At 44.2% G+C, this 4,803-nt stretch carries 5 protein-coding genes and 1 pseudogene; 2 read left to right on the top strand and 4 right to left on the bottom strand.

Features of this window, described 5'->3' with window-relative positions; all coding sequences use genetic code 11:
* Positions 1 to 79: 79 nt before the first annotated feature.
* The 3 genes from AB3112_RS08265 to AB3112_RS08255 form a co-directional block, all read right to left on the bottom strand.
* A complete protein-coding gene (locus AB3112_RS08265; RefSeq protein ID WP_057909599.1) occupies positions 80 to 559 on the bottom strand; it encodes a DNA starvation/stationary phase protection protein in 480 nt (159 codons plus the stop codon).
* A gap of 91 nt (positions 560 to 650) precedes the next feature.
* Positions 651 to 1,988 carry an MFS transporter gene (locus AB3112_RS08260; protein WP_084973551.1) on the bottom strand — a complete coding sequence of 446 codons (1,338 nt, stop codon included), beginning with the start codon at positions 1,986 to 1,988 and terminating at the stop codon, positions 651 to 653.
* Between the two features lie 174 nt (positions 1,989 to 2,162).
* The gene (locus AB3112_RS08255; protein ID WP_057909597.1) at positions 2,163 to 2,843 is read right to left on the bottom strand and encodes a YjjG family noncanonical pyrimidine nucleotidase; all 681 of its coding nucleotides are present in this window, start codon (positions 2,841 to 2,843) and stop codon (positions 2,163 to 2,165) included.
* A 160-nt stretch (positions 2,844 to 3,003) separates the two neighbouring features.
* Between AB3112_RS08255 and budA the strand changes: the two genes are divergently transcribed.
* On the top strand, positions 3,004 to 3,714 hold the full coding sequence (gene budA, locus AB3112_RS08250; RefSeq protein WP_367334273.1) for an acetolactate decarboxylase: 711 nt from the start codon (positions 3,004 to 3,006) through the stop codon (positions 3,712 to 3,714).
* Between the two features lie 93 nt (positions 3,715 to 3,807).
* Positions 3,808 to 3,921, top strand: a pseudogene (locus tag AB3112_RS08245) (MFS transporter); the annotation flags it as partial.
* 123 nt (positions 3,922 to 4,044) lie between these two features.
* On the opposite strand, the gene AB3112_RS08240 reads toward AB3112_RS08245, so the two are convergent.
* Positions 4,045 to 4,731 (bottom strand): type 1 glutamine amidotransferase domain-containing protein, encoded by a 687-nt coding sequence (locus tag AB3112_RS08240; RefSeq protein ID WP_084973544.1) that lies wholly within the window; start codon positions 4,729 to 4,731, stop codon positions 4,045 to 4,047.
* Between the last annotated feature and the right edge of the window lie 72 nt (positions 4,732 to 4,803).

The following is a 4,803-nucleotide window of genomic DNA, read 5'->3' as shown; positions in this document are numbered from 1 at the left end:
CTCCTTAAAACCTATTTTCAATAAAAATAGGGCTGAAACAAATTGATTTCAACCCATTTTCGTATTTACCTATTAGACCTTATTCGTCGTATGGACCCTTGCCAAGGTAAGCGTTGAGCATCCAAATGTTCTTATCGATCGCTTCCTTAAAGCCGTTTAACATATCTTGAGTTGGAAAGTCTTTTTCCTCGTCAGTGATTTCGATTCCCTTTTGATATTGATCGCGCAAGTACTTGAATTGATCAACCAGTCGTTGAATGAAATCACGCATGGTCAATTGATCCCAGGTAACCTTTTCGTCAGGTAAGCCAGTGTTCTCGATGAATTCATGCGTGGTTGCAAACGGTGAACCGTTGATCGCAATCAATCGTTCAGCAACGTTATCCAATTGGTCTGCCAGCTCGTCGTTGTAATCGTCCATTAATGGATGAAGACGAAAGAAGTTCTCGCCGCGCATGTACCAATGCGTCTGCTGGATGTTGGTTTGCAGCTGACTGAGATCAGCTACCAATTGGTTTAACTGTTCACGTGTTTTCGGAAAATCGTAATTCTCTGCCATTTTTTTGCCTCCCCAATAACGATGATGTCAGATACAACCATAGTGTACCGGCTGGGTGACAGAGTTTCAAGGAAGTTGACGGTTGAGAATCTTAATGATCCCGTGGGCCGGCGACCGTTGGCTTTTGTGGTTCATCAGGCACAGAAACAACGTCTTCTTCGAGCTTGGAATTCTTGGATGTTTCCAACATGCGAACGTAGACGAGGAAGCTGACAAACGCCGCTGCTGAAACATAGTAGAAGAACCAATCTTCGTGGCCGATATTCTTGAGCCAAAGGGCGATATATTCGACACTCCCACCAAAGATCGCAACAGTCAGCCCGTACGGGAAACCAACACCCAGTGCCCGGATTTCGGTTGGAAACAGTTCTGCTTTAACAATCGCATTAATTGAGGTATAACCACTGACAATCAGCAGGCCGGAAAGCATCAGCAAAAATGAGGCCACTGGCGTATCAAATGCTTTGAGACCCAAAAAGATGGGAACCGTCAGCAAGGTGCCACCAATGCCAAACCAATATAGAAGTGGCTTTCGACCAATTTTATCTGAGAGATGCCCAAATACTGGTTGAAGGGCCATGAAGATCAATAAGGCCGCAAAGTTAATCATGGTTACGAGTTTTGGAGGTAAGCCAAGTGAATTAATCATATATTTTTGCATATAGGTCGTATACGTATAAAAGGCGATCGTGCCGCCGAACGTGAGGCCAACAACCGTTAAGACTTGGTTGGGATACTTGGCAAGTTCGTGCAACGTTCCTCTGACCGGTTGTGTTTTCTCAGTATTTTTAAATTGGTTCGTTTCGTCCATCGACAGTCGCAGGTATAAGACGACAACTGCCCCGATCGCCCCGATGACAAATGGAATTCGCCAGCCAAATGCCCGCAGCTGTGCATCGGATAAGATCGCCTGAAGGATAATTTGAACGGTCAGCGCAATGAGTTGGCCGCTGATGAGGGTCACGTATTGAAACGATGCGTAATAACCTCGGCGTCCAGGAGTAGCCATTTCAGAAAGATAGGTGGCAGAAATTCCGTATTCGCCACCCAAGGAGAGTCCTTGAACAAGTCGGATACATACCAGCAGCAAAGGCGCAAAGATTCCGATAGAACTGTAGGTTGGAATAACCGCGATTAAAAGTGACCCGGTGGCCATGATGCTGACGGAGAGGGTCAGCGCAGCTCGCCGGCCTTTTCGATCAGCGTATTTACCCATAATAAAGCTTCCGAATGGTCGCATCAGGAAGCCAACCGCGAAAATCGCAGCAGCACTCAAAAGTTCGGCGGTTTGACTCCCGTCGGGGAAAAATGAGCCCGCAAAATAAATTGCAAATGATGCATAAATATACCAGTCGAACCATTCAATCATATTCCCTAAAGAACCTTTGATAATGTTGCTGGTAATCCGTTTTTGGCTGAATACTTGCATGTTTGAACCTCCTTAATTCTGAATAAGATTAACATATAATTAGATATATTCTAATTAACTACTTAGTATATGTTAATGATTAAGGGGATGCAAGAACAATTGTGATGTTATCTGACATGAGAAGCTAACAAAAAACCAGTCAATGTTATTCATGACTGGTTTGTAAGCGTTCCCCTAAACGATTGCTTCTAAGCGTAATAATTGGTCAATTTCATAGGTCGGTTTGGCAGGTGTTTTGTTGATTTTGTGAGTTGGATTGAACCAAACAGAATCCAAACCATAAGCGGTCGCACCCTTAATGTCTGAAGTCAGTGAATCACCGATAACCAGCGACTTGGGCTTTGAAAAGCCGTTAATCCGTTGGGCGACATAGTCGAAAAACTTTGGATCCGGTTTTTGAACCCCAACGGTCTCCGAGGCAAAAACGTTGGTGAAATATGGTGCCAATCCGGATTCATTTAAGCGGCGATGCTGAGTTTTGGCGATGCCGTTTGTCACCACAAAGATGTCATGGTTGGCATTAAGGTCTGCCAATAATTGTTTTGCCTGGGGCATTGGACTGTGTCCTTCTGCCAAGTAGTCACGATATCGTTTCTCGTAAGCTTGCCCATCGACTGCTTGCCCGTATTTACTGAAAAACAGGGTAAAGCGTGTGTCCAACAGTTCTTGGCGGCTAATTTCACCAAGCTCATATCGTTGCCACAAGCTTTCGTTTAGCTGATGGTAATCCTGGTAGACAGCAGGGGTCAGTGGTTGCCCGATACTTTCAAACAGTTTTTTCATTGCGGCGTGTTCAGCGGCCTGAAAGTTCAGCAGCGTATCATCAACGTCAAATAGTAAAGTGGAATATTTCATTAAGCGATACCTCATCCTCATTTTGGCTAAATTTTATCACAAATCTCTCGTAAGTCGGGGACAATTCACAAACTTTTCACAAATACTGTCATATCATAATGCGGAAGTGCTAACATAAAATTGATCGATCTTTTATTTTGAAATGATAGGGAGTCTTGACATGCCAAATCACATTACGTTGTATCAGCACGGTACTTTAGCGTTATTAGTTCCGGTATTGTTAAAGGGCACCATCAGTATGGGTGAGCTTTTAAAACACGGCGATACTGGAATCGGCACTGGCGAAGGCTTGGATGGTGAGCTGATTATCTTAGCTGGCAAACCATATCATGTCCATGCGACTGGAGACATCACGCTCGCTTCGGATTCATTGACGATGCCGTTTGCCAATGCCCACTTTGCCAGATATGCTCCGCTGGCAGAACTTGAAAATGTTGATGAAGAAGAGCTGAACCGACAAATCGTTTCTTTAAGCCGGGCCTCTAATACGTTTTTCTCGATTGAAGTTAAGGGGACTTTCTCTAATATTCAGACCCGTGCAGCTGCTAAATCTACACCGCCATATAAAACGCTGACGGAGACTGCTGAAAATCAGAGTGTCTTCACACGGGACCAAATAACTGGGACGCTGCTTGGCTATTATTCACCACAAGTATTCAATGGGGCGGCCGTTGGCGGCTTTCATCACCACTTTATTTCAAACGATCATCAATTTGGTGGACATGTTTTGGGCTTCCACCTCGTAAAGGGCGATGTCAGTTATCAATTGTTTGATACGTTTGAACAGCATCTTCCGGTCAGCGATAAGGATTATATGCAACATGATTTTTCCAATGATGACATTCAGGGAAGCATTCAGAAGTCAGAATGAAACACCTGTGATACCCGTCATAAATGGTGACTGCTCAGATGTGTGACGAGTTGAAGCTACATTCGAGAAAATAATCGAGAAATTGACGATGAATTCGCAATTTTTGGTGTCATCTGTCTATTGGGTGTTTGGTTCATTCACTCATGTGTTCCGGAAACCAAGGGCCGTAGTTTGGAAGATATCGAAGAAGAAAATATTAATCAGTAGAAGTATCAGTTACTAAACATGAATTAATCTTCAAAGATCCGCCGTTGATGGCGGATCTTTTTTGTAAAAAATAAACTGTGCCCTGAGATCATCCTTAATGGATTATCCTTCACACAGCTTAATTTATTGCAATAATTCTTTAATCACGGCTTCGCCAACCCCTGCGGCTGAATTGGGATTTTGCCCGGTTATCAGTCGATCGTCGACGACAACGTGCGATTCAAATGGCGTTTCTTTTGAAAAGGCCGCCCCGGCTTTTGCCAGCTCATCCTCGAGCAGAAAGTCAACATCGTTGGTGAGGCCATTGAGTGCTTCTTCATCGTTTGTAAAGCCGGTCAGCTTGCGTCCGTGAATAAAACGCTGGCCATCTTCTGAGCGCATCGCCAGCAGACCGCAGACACCGACACAATTCGCCGACACAATGCCGCCGTTTTGATAAATCGTTTCTGCGAGTTGAGCCAGGTTCTTGTTATCTGGAAAATCACCCATGGTGCCGTGACCACCGACAAAATACATGACGTCATAGTCGTTTGGATTAATATCACTTGGCTTTTTGGAGGCTGCCAGGTATTGATTTCTAAAAACGTCATCCGAATAGTATTCCCAATCGATCATATCCATGTCGTCAGTTCCCATACTCAGTGGGTCAATTGGGACATAACCACCCTGCGGACTGACATAGTCAGCGTCAATACCGTTATCCAGCATCACTTTATTGAAATGGGTGGCATCTTTTAACCAGATGCCGGTTGCCCGCTGAATTTTCTTGAATTTTGGGTTATTTGTGACCGCCATTAAAGCTTTTGTCATAAGCAGAATTGCCTCGATTTCTTAATTCTGATAAACACTTCGTTCATTCCCAACCCCATCATAGCAGATATT

This window comes from Lentilactobacillus sp., from assembly GCF_040773105.1.
Classification (GTDB): Bacteria; Bacillota; Bacilli; order Lactobacillales; family Lactobacillaceae; genus Lentilactobacillus; species Lentilactobacillus parabuchneri.
This window is presented reverse-complemented; position numbering and strand designations above follow the sequence as displayed.

Bases quoted from the DNA above. Each gene is read 5' to 3' on its own strand.
- AB3112_RS08260 (WP_084973551.1), bottom strand. From the start codon at position 1,988: ATGCAAGTATTCAGCCAAAAACGGATTACCAGCAACATTATCAAAGGT.
- budA (WP_367334273.1), top strand. From the start codon at position 3,004: ATGCCAAATCACATTACGTTGTATCAGCACGGTACTTTAGCGTTATTA.
- AB3112_RS08265 (WP_057909599.1), bottom strand. From the start codon at position 559: ATGGCAGAGAATTACGATTTTCCGAAAACACGTGAACAGTTAAACCAA.
- AB3112_RS08255 (WP_057909597.1), bottom strand. From the start codon at position 2,843: ATGAAATATTCCACTTTACTATTTGACGTTGATGATACGCTGCTGAAC.
- AB3112_RS08240 (WP_084973544.1), bottom strand. From the start codon at position 4,731: ATGACAAAAGCTTTAATGGCGGTCACAAATAACCCAAAATTCAAGAAA.